This is a genomic window from Staphylococcus sp. Y174-1, from assembly GCF_049897865.1.
Classification (GTDB): domain Bacteria; phylum Bacillota; class Bacilli; order Staphylococcales; family Staphylococcaceae; genus Staphylococcus; species Staphylococcus saprophyticus.
The window spans coordinates 729098-748174 of the sequence record NZ_JAFCXB010000001.1; the positions used below are offsets into that span (position 1 = coordinate 729098).

At 30.8% G+C, this 19077-nt stretch carries 29 protein-coding genes and 1 tRNA gene; 8 read left to right on the forward strand and 22 right to left on the reverse strand.

Annotation, left to right across the window (positions count from 1 at the left end; genetic code table 11):
- Positions 1–36 precede the first annotated feature (36 nt).
- The 3 genes from ACP7BT_RS03620 to ACP7BT_RS03630 are packed head-to-tail and all read right to left on the reverse strand — an operon-like array spanning position 37 to position 902.
- Complete coding sequence (locus ACP7BT_RS03620) at positions 37–450, reverse strand: hypothetical protein (RefSeq protein ID WP_052463697.1); 414 nt, start codon at positions 448–450, stop codon at positions 37–39.
- A 12-nt stretch (positions 451–462) separates the two neighbouring features.
- Complete coding sequence (locus tag ACP7BT_RS03625) at positions 463–606, reverse strand: hypothetical protein (RefSeq protein WP_162835592.1); 144 nt, start codon at positions 604–606, stop codon at positions 463–465.
- Positions 606–902, reverse strand: coding sequence for a DUF5052 family protein (locus ACP7BT_RS03630; RefSeq protein WP_041080369.1), 297 nt, complete (start codon positions 900–902; stop codon positions 606–608). The genes ACP7BT_RS03625 and ACP7BT_RS03630 overlap by 1 nt, the downstream gene beginning before the upstream one ends.
- A 759-nt stretch (positions 903–1661) precedes the next feature.
- On the opposite strand from ACP7BT_RS03630, the gene ACP7BT_RS03635 reads away from it, so the two are divergent.
- The gene (locus ACP7BT_RS03635; RefSeq protein WP_041080367.1) at positions 1662–2285 is read left to right on the forward strand and encodes a hypothetical protein; all 624 of its coding nucleotides are present in this window, start codon (positions 1662–1664) and stop codon (positions 2283–2285) included.
- A gap of 19 nt (positions 2286–2304) precedes the next feature.
- Here the strand turns inward: ACP7BT_RS03635 and ACP7BT_RS03640 are convergent, their stop codons facing one another.
- From ACP7BT_RS03640 to ACP7BT_RS03685, 10 genes are all read right to left on the reverse strand, one after another.
- Positions 2305–2679, reverse strand: coding sequence for an SA1788 family PVL leukocidin-associated protein (locus ACP7BT_RS03640; RefSeq protein WP_041080366.1), 375 nt, complete (start codon positions 2677–2679; stop codon positions 2305–2307).
- Entirely contained in the window at positions 2679–2864 is a 186-nt protein-coding gene (locus ACP7BT_RS03645) for a hypothetical protein (RefSeq protein ID WP_041080365.1), read from the reverse strand. Before ACP7BT_RS03645 ends, ACP7BT_RS03640 begins: the two co-directional genes overlap by 1 nt.
- Before the next feature lie 12 nt (positions 2865–2876).
- Positions 2877–3083 carry a hypothetical protein gene (locus ACP7BT_RS03650; RefSeq protein ID WP_052463696.1) on the reverse strand — a complete coding sequence of 69 codons (207 nt, stop codon included), beginning with the start codon at positions 3081–3083 and terminating at the stop codon, positions 2877–2879.
- Positions 3061–3261, reverse strand: a complete 201-nt coding sequence (locus ACP7BT_RS03655) for a hypothetical protein (RefSeq protein ID WP_041080363.1) — start codon at positions 3259–3261, stop codon at positions 3061–3063. The genes ACP7BT_RS03650 and ACP7BT_RS03655 overlap by 23 nt, the downstream gene beginning before the upstream one ends.
- Positions 3258–4169: an ATP-binding protein gene (locus ACP7BT_RS03660; RefSeq protein ID WP_052463695.1), complete on the reverse strand. Its 912-nt coding sequence runs from the start codon at positions 4167–4169 to the stop codon at positions 3258–3260. Before ACP7BT_RS03660 ends, ACP7BT_RS03655 begins: the two co-directional genes overlap by 4 nt.
- Complete coding sequence (locus tag ACP7BT_RS03665) at positions 4159–5010, reverse strand: DnaD domain-containing protein (RefSeq protein ID WP_052463694.1); 852 nt, start codon at positions 5008–5010, stop codon at positions 4159–4161. The genes ACP7BT_RS03660 and ACP7BT_RS03665 overlap by 11 nt, the downstream gene beginning before the upstream one ends.
- A gap of 41 nt (positions 5011–5051) precedes the next feature.
- Positions 5052–5867, reverse strand: a complete 816-nt coding sequence (locus tag ACP7BT_RS03670; protein WP_041080362.1) for a recombinase RecT — start codon at positions 5865–5867, stop codon at positions 5052–5054.
- Positions 5868–5878: 11 nt separating this feature from the next.
- Positions 5879–6790 carry a YqaJ viral recombinase family protein gene (locus ACP7BT_RS03675; RefSeq protein WP_041080548.1) on the reverse strand — a complete coding sequence of 304 codons (912 nt, stop codon included), beginning with the start codon at positions 6788–6790 and terminating at the stop codon, positions 5879–5881.
- A 104-nt stretch (positions 6791–6894) separates the two neighbouring features.
- Positions 6895–7074: a hypothetical protein gene (locus ACP7BT_RS03680; protein ID WP_041080361.1), complete on the reverse strand. Its 180-nt coding sequence runs from the start codon at positions 7072–7074 to the stop codon at positions 6895–6897.
- A gap of 5 nt (positions 7075–7079) precedes the next feature.
- Positions 7080–7385, reverse strand: a complete 306-nt coding sequence (locus ACP7BT_RS03685) for a DUF771 domain-containing protein (protein ID WP_041080360.1) — start codon at positions 7383–7385, stop codon at positions 7080–7082.
- Positions 7386–7484: 99 nt separating this feature from the next.
- Here ACP7BT_RS03685 and ACP7BT_RS03690 point away from each other — a divergent pair, with 99 nt between their 5' ends.
- Positions 7485–8066 (forward strand): hypothetical protein, encoded by a 582-nt coding sequence (locus tag ACP7BT_RS03690; RefSeq protein ID WP_152609425.1) that lies wholly within the window; start codon positions 7485–7487, stop codon positions 8064–8066.
- Here the strand turns inward: ACP7BT_RS03690 and ACP7BT_RS03695 are convergent.
- Complete coding sequence (locus ACP7BT_RS03695) at positions 8063–8260, reverse strand: hypothetical protein (RefSeq protein ID WP_041080358.1); 198 nt, start codon at positions 8258–8260, stop codon at positions 8063–8065. The genes ACP7BT_RS03690 and ACP7BT_RS03695 overlap by 4 nt on opposite strands.
- A 51-nt stretch (positions 8261–8311) precedes the next feature.
- Here ACP7BT_RS03695 and ACP7BT_RS03700 point away from each other — a divergent pair, with 51 nt between their 5' ends.
- Together ACP7BT_RS03700 and ACP7BT_RS03705 are read left to right on the forward strand one after the other, a co-directional pair.
- Positions 8312–8674 (forward strand): hypothetical protein, encoded by a 363-nt coding sequence (locus ACP7BT_RS03700; RefSeq protein WP_041080357.1) that lies wholly within the window; start codon positions 8312–8314, stop codon positions 8672–8674.
- Between the two features lie 194 nt (positions 8675–8868).
- Complete coding sequence (locus tag ACP7BT_RS03705; protein ID WP_041080356.1) at positions 8869–9060, forward strand: hypothetical protein; 192 nt, start codon at positions 8869–8871, stop codon at positions 9058–9060.
- Positions 9061–9284: 224 nt separating this feature from the next.
- On the opposite strand, the gene ACP7BT_RS03710 is transcribed toward ACP7BT_RS03705, so the two are convergent.
- Positions 9285–9515 (reverse strand): helix-turn-helix transcriptional regulator, encoded by a 231-nt coding sequence (locus tag ACP7BT_RS03710; protein ID WP_041080355.1) that lies wholly within the window; start codon positions 9513–9515, stop codon positions 9285–9287.
- Between the two features lie 167 nt (positions 9516–9682).
- Here ACP7BT_RS03710 and ACP7BT_RS03715 point away from each other — a divergent pair, with 167 nt between their 5' ends.
- The 3 genes from ACP7BT_RS03715 (at position 9683) to ACP7BT_RS03725 (ending at position 12123) form a co-directional block, all read left to right on the forward strand.
- Entirely contained in the window at positions 9683–10432 is a 750-nt protein-coding gene (locus ACP7BT_RS03715) for a helix-turn-helix domain-containing protein (RefSeq protein WP_041080354.1), read from the forward strand.
- Between the two features lie 95 nt (positions 10433–10527).
- Positions 10528–11871 carry an SAP domain-containing protein gene (locus ACP7BT_RS03720; RefSeq protein ID WP_052463693.1) on the forward strand — a complete coding sequence of 448 codons (1344 nt, stop codon included), beginning with the start codon at positions 10528–10530 and terminating at the stop codon, positions 11869–11871.
- Positions 11872–11955: 84 nt separating this feature from the next.
- Positions 11956–12123, forward strand: coding sequence for a hypothetical protein (locus ACP7BT_RS03725; protein WP_160279507.1), 168 nt, complete (start codon positions 11956–11958; stop codon positions 12121–12123).
- On the opposite strand, the gene ACP7BT_RS03730 is transcribed toward ACP7BT_RS03725, so the two are convergent.
- The gene (locus tag ACP7BT_RS03730; RefSeq protein ID WP_061050653.1) at positions 12117–12710 is read right to left on the reverse strand and encodes a hypothetical protein; all 594 of its coding nucleotides are present in this window, start codon (positions 12708–12710) and stop codon (positions 12117–12119) included. The genes ACP7BT_RS03725 and ACP7BT_RS03730 overlap by 7 nt on opposite strands.
- Before the next feature lie 109 nt (positions 12711–12819).
- Here ACP7BT_RS03730 and ACP7BT_RS03735 point away from each other — a divergent pair, with 109 nt between their 5' ends.
- Positions 12820–13863: a tyrosine-type recombinase/integrase gene (locus ACP7BT_RS03735; protein ID WP_041080352.1), complete on the forward strand. Its 1044-nt coding sequence runs from the start codon at positions 12820–12822 to the stop codon at positions 13861–13863.
- Positions 13864–13995: 132 nt separating this feature from the next.
- On the opposite strand, the gene ACP7BT_RS03740 is transcribed toward ACP7BT_RS03735, so the two are convergent.
- The 6 genes from ACP7BT_RS03740 to sdhA form a co-directional block, all read right to left on the reverse strand.
- Positions 13996–14069: transfer RNA gene (locus ACP7BT_RS03740), tRNA-Arg, on the reverse strand.
- A 288-nt stretch (positions 14070–14357) separates the two neighbouring features.
- Positions 14358–14867 (reverse strand): YfcE family phosphodiesterase, encoded by a 510-nt coding sequence (locus tag ACP7BT_RS03745; protein ID WP_002483627.1) that lies wholly within the window; start codon positions 14865–14867, stop codon positions 14358–14360.
- A complete protein-coding gene (locus ACP7BT_RS03750; protein ID WP_002483628.1) occupies positions 14864–15448 on the reverse strand; it encodes an XTP/dITP diphosphatase in 585 nt (194 codons plus the stop codon). The genes ACP7BT_RS03745 and ACP7BT_RS03750 overlap by 4 nt, the downstream gene beginning before the upstream one ends.
- 2 nt (positions 15449–15450) lie before the next feature.
- The gene (gene racE / locus ACP7BT_RS03755; RefSeq protein WP_041080350.1) at positions 15451–16260 is read right to left on the reverse strand and encodes a glutamate racemase; all 810 of its coding nucleotides are present in this window, start codon (positions 16258–16260) and stop codon (positions 15451–15453) included.
- A gap of 209 nt (positions 16261–16469) precedes the next feature.
- Positions 16470–17291: a succinate dehydrogenase iron-sulfur subunit gene (sdhB, locus tag ACP7BT_RS03760; protein WP_002483630.1), complete on the reverse strand. Its 822-nt coding sequence runs from the start codon at positions 17289–17291 to the stop codon at positions 16470–16472.
- A 2-nt stretch (positions 17292–17293) separates the two neighbouring features.
- Positions 17294–19057: a succinate dehydrogenase flavoprotein subunit gene (gene sdhA / locus ACP7BT_RS03765; RefSeq protein WP_002483631.1), complete on the reverse strand. Its 1764-nt coding sequence runs from the start codon at positions 19055–19057 to the stop codon at positions 17294–17296.
- Positions 19058–19077 lie beyond the last annotated feature (20 nt).

The window sequence follows — 19077 nt, forward strand, 5'->3', positions numbered from 1 at the left end:
AAACAAATTCAGTCGATTTATTCTAATTTGTCGTAATTAGTCGATTTTGTCGCTAAATTGTAGTTGGTATAATTCCTCTATGAGTAATTTCTTTCGCTTAAAATATTCATCTTTTTTGATATCCATTATGTACATAATAGATTTTGAATCATTGCCCAATTTCATGAGACTAAGCATACAATAGTTCTGATCATCACGAATTTTTTCATGGAACATATTAACAAAGTTTATTTTATCCACTAGTCTTTTATTAGCTGTAATCATTTTATCACGTTTAAAAACATTTTGTTCTACTTTACTATTATTATCGCCTTGTACTTTTGGTAGTGATGATTCAATTCCATATTGAGCTATTGAATTGCTATCTATGTCTGGAATTAATTCAGCTAGCGTATTGCAAAATACTTTGTAACTTTCAATAATTTTTTTAATTTCAGTTCTTTCGTACATGCAATACCTCCATTACTTTTCTAATTGTTTCAGTCTATTTTCGAGCAATTTCTTCTCATATTCTCTCGACTCTAGTTGTCCTCTCAATTTACTATTTTCTGAAACAAAACCTATGATTAATAGTAATAAAAATATAACAATTATCACTAGCCACATTATCGTTTCACCTCAAACTTTTCTGCGCCCTTTTCTTCAATAACAACATCACTGTTCATCACTTGAACACGTTTACCATCAATATTAATTACTAAGGCTCCACCATCATTATATTTAGTTCTAACATTTTCACCTTTGTACTGTTTAATTACATCACCCGTTTTACTATAAACAGTGACAGTTCTTTTTAAGCCTTTAGTGTCACTCTCATGATCTTTTTTAACATCATCAAACCAAGTACAACCTCCTAAGATAAAAGTTAATATTACTACTGGAATTAATAATAGTTTTTTCATAGTTGTCTTCTCCTTTAATATTAGTATAAAACCCTACAAAATAAATATGTGTATTACACATTGCATTGTTATCACTCCTAAATTCATGTAGAATATTATTTTGTAAATTAATTTTTTAGGAGATAAAAATGAAAAAAAACTTAAAAGATTTATTTCTAACTGATTTAGGTAATAAAATCGAAAAAATCACAAAATCATTTCTAGTTATTACTATCGTAGTTTGCTTTTTATACGTATGCGTTTCTACCTATACCAAGTTTCCACAGATACTCATGAAAACTGAAGGTAGTAATTTAGGTTTACTTTTAAAATCACTTCAAGAAAATTGGTTTTTATCATTTTTACTATCATTTCTAGTTACATATTTAATTTTTATTTTCTGGATGTTATTCATCTTAATTCTTAATTTCAATCACACCATAAAAATTTTAAAAATTAGTTTACTATGCTCGTTAGGTGTATTCTTGATAACATTCATTTTTGTATTTATATTAGCTTCTACAAGCCCCTCAAATAACACGATTGTTTTCAGTGCATTATCAGCTATTGGCGCATCTATAAGCTTTTGTTATACTGTTTTCAATAATAACAAGCGGTAGTTTAAATTATCTCTTATTATTTTATTTAGAAATTCTCCATCTACACTTAATATATTAAGCGTGAATGTCATTTGCTTTAGCTCCATTAAATAACCATATCTATTAATTTATTACCTTAATATCATTTAAATTAAATTTCTTATTCCAAGGAGCCCTACTATTGATTAAACATACAAAAGCAACTTCAAACAAATATTATAATTTAAAGAATAAAGAAAAAATAATTTTAAATAGTGATCAAAACCAATATTCAAGCATTAATTCCACAAAAGAAAATACTAATATTTTAGAAAAAATTCAAAAACCCTATAGATATAGTAAATGGTCTATGTTTTTAATATGCATTTTATTATTTGTACTTAATGTTAGTGTTTTATTTAATACCATTGTCAACAGTAAAAGTACTTTGCCCATTGATTATATAGCAATTTCATTAACTACTATTACTTTAATTAATGGTAATCTTATCCCTAAGTTATATAACTATTTCGTCAATGTAAGTAAAGAACAATATTATAATACATTTAAAGATTATGAAGAGACAGAACTAATTAAAATTAAACTTTGGGAGAGTGAAATCCAACTTTTTTCTTATATGACAATCTTTTTTTCTTCTTTTCCTTTTTTATATTTTGTTATAGGAAGCTATGTTTCTCAATTCTTAACACAAACTATGACTTTTTTAGCATTATTATTTTTAATAATATGGTTTTTTTACAAATTTAAAAAAGCAAAGTTTAATTTCTTAATGTCAATTCTTCACTTTTCAAAACGAAATAAATGATTCATTTTCTTACATTTAGTCAATCTTTTTCATAGTTACTTAGATTTTTAGGATATATATCATTTACCATCATATCTTGCACATATTGACTTCTTGGATGTACTTGAGGCGTACCATCGTATAACCATGGTTTCTTTTCTCTCTTTTGTTTTTCTTCTAAAAGCAATATGTGCAATTTCTTGTTATGTTCTACGCAAGTTACTTTTCGCTTTTGTTCATTTTCTCTAAACTCTTTTATCTTCATACCAACTGGTACATTTACTGATTCATATAATGACCAACCTAACTCAATTCTTCTGCATAATAGCGCCATAGATACTTTATTTTTCTGAAGATGTATTTTCATTTCTTTAGTTAAAGGATATTCCTTACCTTTTACTTTGAATTGATGCATTAGCATTTCTCCTCTACGTTTGCTATTCCTAAAACTGTAGCGTCTGTATAATCATTTTCATATTCAAATAAATTATCTGCTATACGATCAATGAAATTTTGTCTAGTTTCGTATTTCCCCTGTGCAGCCTTAATTCGCTTTTCGAATTCCACCGTATATCTAAGTGTTACTGTTTCTTCTGACAAAGCAATCACCTACTATATGTACTCAAATATGCATGTTTGATATTCTTTTGTTAATTTGTCATTTTGAATAAATGTGTTTAACTCATCTTCCGTAAGTTTCCAATGTTTTCCTGAATAAAATGTTCGTTCCACACCCGTAAGTTCATATAGTCCATTAGGATATAAGCTCACATGAAACATTAATTTTCCGTTTCCATCATACAGGCCGAACTGTTTCATTTGAATTCACCTCGTAATCGTAAATACCATTTCTTGTTTCTCTTTCTAACTTTTTTTGAACTAATAAATTATCTAACTTATAAATATCACCATCAGCATAATCAATTAATTTCTTAACATACATATCTGACAAACCTGGGACATTTAAATAAGCTCTGACATATGCTTTTGTAATCATCGAATCACCTTCAAGTTTTTCAATCTGTAATCTATACCGCTCAATTCAAGCACAGTTGCATTTTTTATCATTCTGCTAAATATCCGTTCTGAATCTAGACCATTCGTCATTTCCTCTAGCCTTAAATTCGTGGTTATAATATTATGCTTATCTACACGACTTTCTAGAATTTGGAAAAGTTTCCCCATTCCATAGTCATTAAGCTTAATTCCATAATCATCAATCACCATTAGGTCAACACTTTTTATTATTTTTAAAAGTTCTGATTCGTGCTCACTAGAATTATTGCTATATGTGCTTCTGAACATCGAGATAGCATCTTGAACATTCAAGAATAAAGCTGTATATCGCTGCTTCATTATCTCTTTAGCTATTGACATTGCTAAGTGCGATTTTCCTATCCCACAAGATCCAGTGAGGATTAGTGACTGCTTGTTATTTAAGTCAAAGTTCTCTACATACCGCTCACAGATAGCCTTTGCTTTTTGTTGTATCTCATTTGCTGCTATGTATTCATCGAAAGTTGCTTTTTTAATTTCGTCGTTTACGTGAGAATACTTGAACATACGTTTAACTTTTTGGCTCTCTATTGCATTTTTACGACGTAGCTTTGCTTCTCTCAATTGCGCATTTGATTCACACGTACACCCGTCTTTATATTCATAACCACTCGCAAATTTGTAGTAGTCGTAGTTGTGCTTACACTTTTCACAGGTAATCCCTAATTCCTCTACAACCACTTTGCTTATTTTAGGGTTGTTTTCTCGAAGTTTCTTTGCGACATCGGCTATTTTCGTCATTGAAGTAACGCTTTGGTTCATAATGTTTCGGTGATATTCTTTTTTTCTGTCATCAACGTATTTTCTTAATTCTTCACGCTCTGCATGACTCATAGTTTCACTGTCCATTTCGCGCCTCCTCAATCACTTTAAGATAAGGATTATCACAATCCTTCTTCTTGGTAATATTTAGCTTTTGGGTATTAATCAATGCTTCAACATCACTCAATGACTTCACGCCACTTTCATACCAACGTTTGAGTATGCCGTTGATGTAATTCCAGCGTTTAGAATTATTACTTACCGCAATCTCCATTGCTTTAATAACAATATCATCTGCATCTTTTGGGAATTCATCAAGCCATGCATTGATTTGATCAACAATATAGGGCTGTAAGTTACCGAAGCCGTTTTGTTGGAAGAAGTCAAACGCCAACACCTTGGGGGGACTACTGTAAATTTTACAATCACCTATACTCCTGTCTTTGTAACTTATATCTAGTTGTGGTTGTTTCTTTTCATTCTTCTCATTCTTTACATTCTTCTCATTCTTGTTTGTGTGCTTTTGTGATGCATCTGTGTCGCTTTCGTGATGCTTTTGTGATGCATCCGTGATGCTTTTGCGTCGCTTTTCTGAATCTCTACTTTGATAAAACTCATAATTGAGAACGGTTAAGAGCGTCTTTTTTGTGTCGCTTTTTGCTGTTAACATACCGTCGCTTTCCAATGTTTTCAAATACATTTTCACCTTGTTATTAGACCAAGACCATCTTTCACAAAGTTTTCTAATACTAATAATTTTTTGTCCACGTTTCACTAAAATCAATTCTTTTCCTAACAAGACTTTTTTATCCTCATGATTAACCATCAATAAAATATCTAACCATGCTTCAAAACGAGAGTACTTTCTCTTTTCTTCATATAACCAATGTTCTCTTATAGATCTATGAACTTTTATCCATCCGGTCATGTTTTCTCACCTCTTAAAACAGAGGGAGCTATTTGCTCCCCTTATTCAATTTTGTCTTGGTGTTCTATACTTTCATTCTCTTCGACCTCTGAATAATCGGTAACATCGATTACAGTGGACATATCTTTGTCTATCTCTTCCTTAATCGTACTGTCATTTTCAACTGCTTTATTCATTTCAATAGATTTTGGTGCATATTTTAATACTTCTTTGAGTACTGTTTTCTTAGCCATAGCGTCATAATTTGTAACCCAAGGAGATGTCCACCCTTTTTGAACAGCCTGACTAAATGCTTTAGCATGTTTATCAACTCTTTCTCTTGTCCAATAAACAAAGTCATACCCACCATTTTTCAAATGATAAACTGCATAATAACCAATTGGTTCTCCCTCGGGTTCTTGCGATGGAATATGTATTAAATCTTTGAATAAGCCATATCTATATTCAAACTCATCATTGATATATACTTCATGTGAATAGATTGATTTATATTGGCCACTTCTAGTAGCTAAATCTATCAATCCTTTATAGCTCAATTGAAATTGCACTTTACCTCCATATGGTATTAAGTACGCTTGGCCTAGTCCTGTATTAGGTTCTACACCTAACTGTGATGCTTGCATTAACGCAGCAATAAAACTCATCTGATCACACTCTAATAATTTAGGGGTATTACTTACTGCAGTCATAGCTATTCGAGCCATTCTATCTGAATCCATATGCTTAGGTAATGCTCTTTGAATTTCTGGTGCCATTTTCTTCAGTAAATGATTTAATTGTGTTTTTGGATTTTGTTCTTTGACTCCATTTGGTTTATGTTCAATAACTTTTTGTTTTAACGTTTCATTTGTTGCCATTTACTATCCTCCTAATGATTCAATTGTTTAATTCTAAGTACTCGATACTTTGATACTTTTGTATACTTGGTCGCTAAATCTGGATAATCTTGTTCAAATGCTTTTTTATCAAATGATGTTTTATTTTGCATTTTCCAACATACTTTGAAATTTTTAGATATTCCGAGTTCATCATTTCCTAGTGTTGCTTTTATTTCATTTTCATATTTTTGTTTAAGTGTTCTAATTTCTTTTTCTTCTTCTTTTACTGCATTTAATGCTTCAATGGTTGTTTCAATCTCATTGTTTAATGTTTTTTCACTATCAAAACTTTCATGATATTTTTGCTTCAAAAATTCACTTGTAGCATCTGAACCATCCATATCGGGTATCTCATTCCCCAATATATATCGCTCCCAAAAGTCTTTTTCTTTATCTATAATGAGATTAATTAATTCTTCATCACGTTCAATCTCTTTCCATATGAATCTATTACCGCCAATCAACACTGCAATATAAGCTTTTTTATAACCTGTAACTGCTAAATAATGTTGTACTTGAGCCAGATAAGAGCTGGGAATTTCATCATCTTCCCATTTGTCTTTATTGAATTCTGAAGTGGTTTTGCATTCTAATAAAGATTCTTCGCCAACTACGGAACGATCTATATTTGCGATCATAAAATCATATTTAGGATGTCTGAACATCTTATTAACTCTTCTAACCTTTTTACCTGTACGTTTACTAAACTCTTGAGCAACTATATCTTCTAAAACATTGCCCCAATAGATATATTCATTGTCTAAAACTGGTTCTTTAACTTCACCAATTTTTTCAAAATATAACTGTATTAGTGATTTCCATTTATTAACACCTAGTATTGAACCTACATCAGAACCACCAATTCCACTTTTACGAGCATTCAACCAATCTATATGAGACATATCTTTTGTATTTATAAAATCATTATTCAAGTTGACTAATCCCCCTAACTTTGTGTATATTTAAGTTGTATATTTTTGTATCTGACTGTTAGTAATTGCTGTTGCTAACAGTCTTTTTTTATTGCTATATCGTAAAACCATCTTGCTAAACTGCCACTTATTATTCCAAAAGCTATACCCAACACAATGCTCAGATGAAAATCTTCTGAAAGTAATAAGCTATAAAAAGTAGTTATAACCCAAACCATTACACCAATATAAAAAGCAAAATCAGTTTTGCTCATACTATTCACCTCCTTCTAAAAATCTCTTTCCAATTTTCTTGGATAAATTGATACATTTTAGGCCCATTAAATCTCCATTGATTAAAATCACGATTAGGTTCATGAACAATATCTAATTCAATTAATTTTCTTTTGAACTTTGGCCTATCCAGTAATCTATCTTTAATAACTTCATCTGATTTAATCTTTAAATTTTCTTTTAAATCATCCATAGTCCATACTGCTTTTTGTTGATTCATAATAAGTTGATCGTGTTCATCTTTTGTAATGACTACATATTGCTCTGGTATTGTGACTGTTAATTGTGTCATGTAGTTACTCCTTTCAATTTTAGGTTGTGCTATACTATATTTAACTATTATTCGAAAAAGGTAGTGAAAATAATGATAAAGATTTCTTTTACTCAGTTCATGAATTATGCGATTAAAAATGGTATGCCAAAAATTACTGCTGTGAAAAACATTAAAAACGCTCCAGACTATCACCCTGGTATCGATTATTGGAAAGAATTTAGAGATAAGGTTAGAAATATTCATTCCAATAATAAAAACATCAATGAATTAGATACTTTACTAGATGAAGTAAGTGAGAAAAAAATTATTAATTATCGTCAAGCTATTAATAAATACAAATCTTTCGTTAAGAATAAAGAAGTAAAATGGTTTGACCCTCCAAAATCGAAATTTGCTTATGGAGATGTAACAATCAATGTAAATCATGAATTAGGACTTTATATCAATGGGAAGCCCTACTTAATCAAATTATTATTATCCAAAGATGGAAATAAATATGCTAAGAAAGGCAATCTACAAACTACTTTGGCTCTTTCATACCTGGCAACAGAATTTAAAGAGTTACCAGAAAATACATCAAGTATGATATTAATAGTTGATAAGAAGAAAACACATGAAAGTAATTATCCAAGCAATGATGCTATAGCACTGTTACAAAGTGAGGTAGTATCGTTTCAAAGCATTTACAACACAATTTAATTATCATTACTCATATCATTAAAATGAGAAGCACAAGTACTGCATATTGTTAATTGGTTGTCGTGTAATAATTGAGAACTAATTTTACTTTTTAAGCAAATATCGCATTGTTCAATTTTAAATTTTGATAAATCGCTCTTAATCTCTTCCGCCAAGATGACGATTAGGAGTGTAATTTTTAATACTTGTTTCAAATTCGTATTCTCCTTTCGTGTATAATATTTAACAAGGTGGTGTTTAATTTAATGAATTTAACAAATGAATTTGAAAATTTAACTAAGGATCAGCAATATATATTATCTATCCTTTATAAAAATTATTTGGAATGTGTTAAATCAGGAGAAATCAAGTTGAAATGTAATAGCTTTTCATCAGCTAAAGAAATTCATCAAAAACATTTTGTTTCATTTCATTTTGAAGATATCGAAAACGATTTAAAAAAACTTAAGAATCAAGGTTTTTTAAGTGGTGTATTTGCTGATAATACAATTTTTCATGTAACTATTACTGATTTAACTATCGTTTACTTTGAAAATAAATTTAAAAATGATACGAAAAACTTGTTAGATAATATTTCAAAAATCGCATCATTTATTCCCGGTCTATAGATATTACTATCGCGATATTAGCCGCTAGCAAACGTTTAAAGAATATCATCATCGTCGAGTTGTAACTCAACGGCTTTTCTATTTAGCTGTGCATCATTTATTTTATTCAAACTATATTTTTCCTTATTGCCATAATTTTAAATTGCCCTCCGTGGTATAATATTTTTAATTATTATAGAAAGGAGTTATTGACTATGTCGAATATTACTATTAATCAACGTGCTCATGATTTAGCTTTATTAAACATTGAAATTTGCGCAAATGCTGATATTCAAAACGGTGGCAATGTAACAGTAGATTTAATTAACGATTATGTTAAAAACTATGCCAAAGCTAAATCAGAATTAGAAAATCTTTCTAAAGAACATCCAAGCTTATTTTCTTAATTTTTAAATAATTTTCAATCTTACAAACCTTCCAAGTCACAACCACCATTGTGATAAGGAGGGTTATTTTGTATAGTTTTTCCATTTCATTATTCCTTTCTTTTTAAATAATAGTCAAAAAGTCAGTCCAAGTTTCCAATTTTAACTAAAAACCGCTCAATGAATTTGTTATGAATATAAATTAGAATATTAAAGTAGCGTTTTTTCACTAAATCTCCACCTATTCAATTTTTTATGTGCATTTTTGGAACATTGCTCTTAAAAAAATATTTAGGAAATAACATTTGAATTGGAATTTTCAAATCTTCAGAGAATATTTCTGCCTCATCTAAATTTATTGGTAAAATACCACGTTCTCTTTTACCATATTGCTGACCTGATACACCGATTAATTCTCCCATGTAAGTTTGTGTTTTTTTAGCTTCTTTTCGGAAGCTATACAACTCTTTGTGCATTTTTGGAACACCTCCTTGATTTAACTTTACCTCATGTGTTCCAAAATTGCAAGTACTAAAAGTTAAATTTTGCTGCTCTTTACCTTATTCCATTATTTCGTTGCACTTTTGGAACTCTAAATATATAATTAAAGTGTAGAACGTAAAAATGAATGGAGAAATTTATAATGAATGAATTCCCAAAAAACTTAGAATATCTTATGCACAAAAACAATATAGATGATACTAAGCTTGGTGAGTTAGTTGATGTTAACAGAACTACTGTTACGCGTTGGAGAAAAGGAATTAGAAGTCCTAAACTAGAAAAACTTCCTGAGATAGCTCAAGTATTTAATGTTGAACCCATTGATTTGGTTAGAAAAGAATTAACAAACCCCACCATTACAAAAATAACAGAAGTATCGATTAAATTAACTAGTGAAGCACAACATCGTGTTCTCTCTTATGCTGAACATCAATATAAGGAACAAGAAAGCACAGTAAATGAAGATACTTTTAATGTAACTAATATATATAATCATAAAAAGGAAAATATAGAAGCTGAAGAAAATGTAATCCCCTTCCCTATATACGGAGCCACAGGCGCGGGTGTAGGAGAAGAAATATATGATGATGTATTATATGAAGAAATTAATATCAATGTAAATGATCTACCTAAAGATGCTGAATTTGGGATATTAGTTAATGGTGATTCTATGGAGCCAATGTTTGATAAAGGGAGTTATGCGTTTGTTAGCAAACAAACTCAAGTGTTTAACAACACAATTGCTTTAGTTGTATTAAATAATGTTGCATTGATTAAGAAAGTTGTTTTTAATGAGAACACTTTAAAATTGGTATCAATCAACCCTTATTATGATGATATATACGTAAGAGATAATGATAACTTTAGAGTTGTTGGACGAATAGTTATGTAGAATTACTTAGTTTTAAAACGTGTCGTGGCACACGTGTGTCTAAAATTAGATTGTTTAATATAAATAAAGTATTTTATCAAAAGGAGCGTTAGTTAATGGATTTAAATGCATATGATTTACTAATTTTACATTTGAATGTTAATAGAAAAGTTGGAAATGAAGTTACTCATCATAACTACATAATAGAAAATAAAATTCCAGTAAGTAAACATTTACAAAATTTGATAGACAAAGATATATTAGTCTTAAAATCTGACTACAATAATTCATTACCATTATTAAAAATTCCTGAACTAAAGGAAATACTTAGAAATAACAATTTAAAAGTTGGTGGTAAAAAACAGGAACTCATTGAAAGAATAAAAACTAATGTCCCTATACAAAAAGTTCAATTAGATGAAGTGTATGTTGCTACTTCTAAAGGAAAGGAATTAATAAAAGAAACTGAGTATATTCTACATTTTTATAACTCACATTTAATTAGTTTAGCCTCAGCACATAATATTGCAAATAAAAATATTAATTCAGAAGATAAAATTGAAACTATATATCAGTCGCTCATTAAAAAAAGTCTTAATTCCTCGAATGAACAATACAACTTAATTAGCATTCTACATTCCTTGATTAGATACTATAAAAAAATAGACAAAGATGAAACTCAAATTCGTCAATTCGTCAATTTTTTAGTCTATCTAGAATTGTCTAGAGATTTGGAACATTTGTCACTTCGCTTTAAATTCGGAGAAACAGTGAATGATATATCAGGTTCCTTTTACATAAATTCTGACAATCTAGAGTATTATGAAAACCAGTTATTAATTAAAAAAGAAAAAAAGCAAACACTCAAAACATTATTTTATAAGGATATAATATTATTTATAAATGCTGATCAAAACTTATGTGAAGAGTTTTTTTATATCATTTTATCAAAGGTATATAATAAACCCTTGTCAGAAGACAATACTATTTATATACGTGAATATTTAAACGAGCATAAAGACTCATTAAAAGGAAAATATAATTTTAGCGATATTGAAGTAAATGTTACTTCAGATAATTCACTTTCAAATTCTAATATAAGTGGACCAAATTATCCTACTTCACCTGACCCAAAAGTGACTACTAAATCGAAATCGCAAAAACCACTAAAAAAACAAGAGCAGGTTAAGCCACAAATTCAATCTAATAAACAAGAATCACATAATAATTCTAATTCATTTAGCAACTCTCAAAGCAAAGATAATTCCTTAAACAAGAAGAATAAAAAAGCAGGTATTGGTTGCTTATGGGTATTTGTAGCTATGGTTTTTTTAGGTTTTTGTACTTCCTTATTAGATGGCAAAACAGATAATATTTTTATGGACGTTATTTTATTAATAATATTATTACTCATTAATCTATATTGCTTCATCTTTTTCATTAAGAATAAAGGGAAATAATATTTTAACATTGTGAAAAATATCATTTAATAAAAAACATAATTAGACGCCTAACTATGTTAGACGTATTAAGGAGGTGATCATATGACGAATAAGGAAAGTTCAAATGAATATATAATAGACTGGGAAAAAAATGGCGGATATGCCCCAAATGAAAAAATTGAAAAAAGAAATGAATCTGGTGATAAGGCTGGTTCTAATCATGAAAGACTTGAACAGATAAGAATTAAATACGAAGAAAAAAATCAATGAAAATAATATTCTAATATTACTTGGTTTTCAAAATCTATAAATTTTTCTAATCTTCCCTCAGATTTTACTGGAATTTTATATTTTTCATCAAGAGGTTGTAAAATAAGATTTCTATCATCTTTTTTAGAATACGATTTAATAATACCGTCTTCAATGATAGTATTGTCAAAATTTTTAATTACAACGTAAATTTGTTCAGCTTCATTTTCATATCTTTTTAAATGAATCGGTAAAGTCCCATTAGAGCTTAAATTATTATTTTTTCGATATTTATTATTATAATCTTTATAAAACTCTAAACAGATAGGAAAAAGGATTTCAGTGAATATAACAGCAATTATTACACTGACTGTTAATGACAATATTATTTTGGTAAAAGTTAAATTATTAATTAAATTATTTACATTATTTTCATATGAAAATAAGCTTAATATCGCTAAAAATATTAATATAGATACTGCCGAGAATAAACTTAAGATTATAGCCTTGTTTTCCGACTCAAAATAAAGAATATTTTTATTTGATAGTGAATAATATGTATAAAACCCCGGTATACCAGAAGTTATTAAAAGTAATATTAATTCCAAGAAAGCACCAACTTTTTTATTTTACTATACCACATTAGTCATAATTAATGTGATAAGGGGCAGTCTCTACTGCCCTTTATATTTTTATCTTTTTTAGGAGGAACAACTTATGAAAGCACAACAATATGATAAAAAACTAAAAAAGTGGATGTATGACTTTGTATATGAAGGAAAACGCTATAGAAAAAAAGGATTTAAAACAAAACGTGAAGCTGAATATGCAGGAAATGAAAAGTTTAATGAATTAACTAAAGGACTTTATCTTGATAATGATTTATCCTTTTATGATTACTTCAAGAATTGGTGCGAAACATTCAAACAACCTAATGTTACACCTATAACTTACAAATCATATAAGGCAGCTATCAAACATATTGGTAATCATTCATTTTCACAGACAAGCCTTAAATCATTAACACGAAATATGTATCAACAATTTATAAATGAATTTTCTAAAACACACTCAAAAGAAACAATAAGAAAACTAAATGGATATATCAGATCATCATTAGACGATGCTGTTTATGAAGGATTACTACCTAAGAATATTACTTATAAGGTCACATTTAAAGGGTCTAATCCTCCAAAAGATGAACAAAGCAAGTTTATTAACCTAGTAGAATACGAAACACTTAAACAATATTTCAAATCACAAAATAATCGTTCATCCCTCGCCCTATTTATCATGATTTGTACAGGCTGTCGAATAAGTGGTGTTTTAAATATGAAGTATGAATACATTAACCAAGTAAAAAATGAATTATTTATAGATGAACGTAAAAATGATGTATCACCTCGTACTTTAACTATAGATAAAGATGATATGAGACACATTACTGGTATGATTGAAAAACTCAAACTAAATACCAAAGGATTACTATTTAATTCTTTTGGTACTATACTTACTATTAACGCTGTTAACAAGCAACTAAAACAGGCTTGTAAGTTACATGGTATTAAACAGATTACTTCACATGCATTAAGACATACGCATTGCTCTTATCTCCTCGCAAATGATGTATCGATTTATTATATTTCAAAAAGGCTTGGCCATAAAAATATTTCTGTTACCACTGAAATCTATTCCCATTTATTGGAAGAAAAATATCTTGAAGAAAATAACAAAGCAATTGAAATTTTATCAGCAATGTAAAAATATGTTCTCGGTGCCATGCCAGTGCCATAAAATTTTGTTTTCTATTGTATCGCATTGTAGACAAAATAAAAGAAACCCCGTAACAACGGGGTTTCTAAGTTTGGAATGTGCGCTATTCAACGCTTTTAGTGTCCTGGGAGGGATTCGAACCCCCGACCGATGGCTTAGAAGGCCATTGCTCTATCCAGCTGAGCTACCAGGACATATTGTTTTTGAACACAAAAATAATTATATCTAACTTAGTGCTATAAAGCAATACTCCAAGCGCTAAAAATAAATATGATTTTTCACTTTAATGGACTTTTTATCATCTTTTCTAAATATATTTTAAAATTCTAATTAAAAACTAAGTTATCTCATTTGCTTTTACTGATCAATGATTATCATAAAGCAGCACTATAAGAAATCAAATACGTGTATATTTGATTTCTTACTTCTGCATATTGAAAGCAAATTTTCGTATTAACATAACCATCGTATGTATTTAACGATTAGATTTCAAAAGTTTCACTATCAATGACCTTATGATCACGATTGTAAAAATTCAGTACTACTTCCTTACTTTGTTCATCAATAACTAATTCTGCATACGTTTCTTCAATATTGCTTCTCGATTGTGATATACTTCCTGGATTAATTACGTGTACGCCAGCGATATTTTCATGTTTAGCCACGTGTGTATGACCGTAAAAAGCAAATTGACAACCTAATGATTTAGCCTGTTCAGCAAGTTGCATGCGTGAACGATTCACATTATAAAGATGGCCATGCGTATAAAAAGCTTTAATACCATCTATTTCTATAGTCTCTTCATTAGGAAATTCAGGATAAAAATCTGTATTTCCTTTAACTCTATAAAAATGACTTAGTTCACTATCATCATATGCAAATTCTGAATCGCCTAAATGAATTGCAACATCAATATGACTGTGATGATTTATAACATCAAACAGCACACCTTGCTCTGTGTGATTATCACTAACTATAATCCATTTTGTCATGATTCATCACCTTCTAAATATTGTCGTAATTTTTCTATTGCTTTACCTCTATGACTGACTTCACTTTTTTCTTCTGCAGAAAGCTGTGCCATCGTTTTGTTTTTATCATCTAAGTAAAAAATCGGGTCATAGCCAAAGCCATGTTCACCTATTTTACTCAATGTAATCTCACCTTGTACGTTACCTTTAAATTGTACAGTTTCCTCACCTGGCGTACTCATACTAATCACACATACAAACTGTGCGCTTCTGTCTGTTTCACCACCAAGCTGGGTTAATAATTTATCGATATTGGCATCGTCGTCTTTATCGGTACCAGCATAACGCGCAGAATAAACGCCTGGTTCTCCACCTAAAGCAAATACTTCAAGTCCACTATCGTCAGCAATCACGCGTTTATTCAATACTTTTGCAGCAGCTTCTGATTTCAATTTAGCATTTGCTTCAAATGTATCTCCCGTTTCTTCAACATCGAAATCTTCTATAATTTCAGCTATACCTATAACATTAAAATCTGGAAATATAACTTTAAAATCGTTAATTTTACCTTTGTTCGTCGATGCAATTACAATATCTTCCATTGTTATGTCTCCTGTTCTTTTAAGTCTATTTTTTCAACGGTAGCACTTATATTTAACCATTCTGTTATGATACGTTCTATATATTCTGTTTCACCAGTCACGAAAAAACGATGTTTAGGTTGACGTTGATAACCAGCATGTTCATTACTAAATGTTAGTAAAGCACTGACTTCACGAGCAGTTTCTAGCCCAGAAGAAATCACTGTCTTCTCTCCACCAAAATAATCATTAATAGGTTGGTAAAGCAATGGATAGTGTGTGCAACCCAGAATAACTGTATCTGCATTGCTATTTCGCCAGTGTTTTAAATTTTGATGAATAATAATACTAGTAATGGTTGGGTCTTTATAACGCATTTGTTCTACCATAGGTGCGAAACTTGGACATGCTATACCTGTCACTTCAACGTTCGGGTTAATTGCCTTAATATGATGTCTATATGCTTCTGATTTAATTGTACCTTCTGTTCCTAAAATTAAAACATCATTATTTTTTGTTGTCATAATCGCTGTACGTGCGCCCGGTTCAATGACACCTATCACTGGAATCGGTAAAATATTTTGTAAATGGTTGAGTGCAACGGCTGTTGCAGTATTGCAAGCAATGACTAGCATTTTTATGTCAAAGGTCATTAACTTTTGTGCTAATTCAGTAGTAAATTGTCTTACTTCAGATCCTTCTCTAGATCCGTATGGACAACGTTCAATGTCGCCTAAATAATATATTGTTTCATTTGGTAGTTGACGCATAATTTCCTTTGCGACTGTTAGACCGCCAACACCTGAATCAATTACACCAATTGGTTTTTCCATATTCAATTACATCCTTACTTATCATCTTCTACTTTATTGTAGCATAGACCTGTTTTTATTATCATTTAACAACACTGTCATTTATTAATAATTTTTAGTATGTATCCTTCACTAAACAAAATATATAACCTATCGTACTTTATTTTATAAAAAAAGACCTAGCATTTGTACTAAACAAATGCTAAGTCCTATTTATTTAATTTGAGCTTTTATTGTACTTGGTGATCTGAACCAAAGAATGATTTGAACATATGGAATGATGTTTCTCTATTTAAAGCAGCGATAGAAGTTGTTAAAGGAATACCTTTAGGACAAGCATTTACACAGTTTTGTGAATTACCACATGCCTGTAAACCGCCACCACCCATTAGTGCTTCAAGTCGTTCATCTTTAGTCATTGATCCTGTTGGATGCAAGTTAAACAATCTAACTTGAGAAATTGCTTGCGCACCAACAAAGTCATTTTTCTTAGTAACGTTAGGGCAAACTTCCAAACAAACACCACATGTCATACATTTAGATAATTCATATGCTGTTTGACGTTTTTTCTCTGGCATACGAGGGCCTGGTCCCAAATCATAAGTACCGTCAATTGGTACCCAAGCTTTCATACGTTTCAAGTTATCAAACATTCTAGTACGATCAACTTGTAAATCACGAATGACTGGGAACGTGCTCATTGGCTCTAATTTAATTGGTTGTTCCAATTGGTCAACAATCGCAGAACAAGACTGTCTTGCTTGACCATTGATAACCATAGAACAGGCACCACACACTTCTTCTAAACAGTTCATATCCCAAATGACAGGTGTTGTTTTCTCACCTTTACTGTTAACTGGGTTACGTCTAATTTCCATTAAACATGCAATCACGTTAAGATTTTCTCTATATGGAATTTCAAATTCTTCCATATAAGGTGTTGATTGATCTGTATCTTGACGTTTAATAATTAATTTAATTGTTTTTTGGCTAGGTTGTTGATTTTGTTCGTTTTGTTCAGGAGCATCATGTACTTCTTGAGTATCTGCCATAATTATTTACCTCCTTTTGACACACTAGAATAGTCACGTTTACGTGGTGGTATCAAGCTAATATCTACAGGCTCATAAGTAAACTTAGGCGCCTCTGTTTTACCTTGATATGTAGCTAGTGTTGTTTTTAACCATTCTTCATCATTTCTATCTGGGAATTCTGGTTTATAATGCGCACCACGAGACTCATTTCTGTTGTATGCACCGATTGTAATCACTCTTGCAAGCACTAACATATTCCATAATTGACGTGTAAAGAATACCGCTTGGTTACTCCAAGTTTGCGTATCTTCGATATCTATATTTTGATAGCGTTCCATCAATTCTACAATTTTTCTATCTGTTTCTAATAACGCTTTATTTTCACGAACAACTGTGACATTCGCTGTCATAATTTCACCAAGTTCTCTGTGAAGTTTATACGCATTTTCAGTTCCTTTCATATTCAGTAAGTGATCAAATTTTTCTTGTTCTTCTTGTACACGTTTTTCATAAAAACTTTGATCTAAATCTGTATATGAATCTTCGATATTTGAGATGTATTCAACCGCATTTGGTCCTGCAACTGTTCCACCATATATCGCTGATAATAATGAGTTTGCACCAAGACGGTTACCACCATGTTGTGAATAATCACACTCACCAGCTGCAAATAAACCTTTAATATTTGTCATTTGATCGTAGTCAACGTATAGACCACCCATTGAATAGTGAACTGCTGGGAAGATCTTCATCGGAACTTTACGAGGGTCATCACCAGTGAATTTTTCATAAATTTCAATAATACCACCAAGTTTAATATCTAACTCATGTGGATCTTTATGTGATAAGTCTAGATATACCATGTTTTCACCATTGATACCTAATTTTTGGTTAACACATACATCAAAGATTTCTCGCGTTGCAATATCACGAGGTACTAAGTTACCGTAATCTGGGTATTTTTCTTCTAAGAAGTACCATGGCTTACCATCTTTATATGTCCAAATACGACCACCTTCACCACGTGCTGACTCACTCATTAATCTAAGTTTGTCATCTCCAGGAATTGCGGTCGGATGAATTTGAATAAATTCACCGTTTGCATACATTGCGCCTTGTTGATATACGATAGAAGCTGCTGAACCTGTATTAATCATTGAGTTAGTCGTTTTACCGAAGATAATACCAGGACCACCTGTTGCCATAATGACTGCATCTGAACCAAATGATTCAATCTCTGATGTTGTCATATTTTGAGCAACAATACCTCTCGCCATATTATCGTCATCTTTAACGATACCTAAGAACTCCCAACCTTCATACTTTGTAACTAAACCATCGACTTCAAAGCTACGAACTTGTTCGTCCAAAGCATAAAGTAATTGTTGGCCAGTTGTCGCACCAGCATACGCTGTTCTGTGGTACATCGTTCCACCAAAACGTCTAAAGTCTAATAAACCTTCTTTAGTTCTGTTAAACATTACACCCATACGGTCTAGTAAATGGATAATCTTTGGTGCAGCTTCCGTCATTGCTTGAACTGGCGGTTGATTTGCCAAAAAGTCTCCACCATATACAGTGTCATCTAAATGTACTGATGGTGAGTCCCCTTCACCTTTTGTATTTACCGCTCCGTTTATACCACCTTGTGCACAAACAGAGTGTGATCGTTTAACAGGAACAAGTGAGAACAAGTCAACGTGTGCGCCTTGTTCTGCTGCTTTAATTGTTGACATCAGACCGGCAAGTCCTCCACCGACAACAATAATTTTCTTCTCTGCCATATATGTCACTCCCTCAAATA